The sequence below is a fragment of the Pseudomonas sp. KB_15 genome, from assembly GCF_052114525.1.
Classification (GTDB): domain Bacteria; phylum Pseudomonadota; class Gammaproteobacteria; order Pseudomonadales; family Pseudomonadaceae; genus Aquipseudomonas.
Map to the genome: position 1 here is coordinate 1 of NZ_JBFREX010000295.1, position 397 is coordinate 397.

Annotated in this window: 1 protein-coding gene; it reads right to left on the minus strand. The window is 64.5% G+C overall.

Annotated elements, in window-relative coordinates; all coding sequences use genetic code 11:
* On the minus strand, positions 1–397 hold a 397-nt coding region (locus AB4Z35_RS30970), incomplete at both ends, for a potassium-transporting ATPase subunit KdpA (protein ID WP_442101293.1).

A 397-nucleotide genomic window follows, 5' to 3' on the forward strand; every position in this document is an offset into this window, starting at 1 on the left:
CTCCGTCACGGGCTGGCCGGCGGTGTCGAGCACGGGCTGGCCGGCCGCATCCACCTTGGGCTGGGTGTAGGTGAGTTCCGAGACCAGCGCTGCATCCTGGTAGCGGTCGAAGTTCTGGATCACGCCCTGGCTGACCAGCAGCAGCGCGGTAATCAAGGACAGCGGCAGCAGCACATAGAGCGTGGTGCGCACCAGATCGACCCAGAAATTGCCGAGCGTGGCGGCGCCGTGGCGCGCGAAGCCGCGGATCAGCGCAAACACCACCGCAATGCCAGTGGCCGCCGAGACGAAGTTCTGCATCGTCAGCGCCAGCATCTGCGTGAGGTAGCTCATCGTCGATTCACCGGCGTAGCCCTGCCAGTTGGTATTGCTGACGAAGCTGATGGCGGTGTTGAAC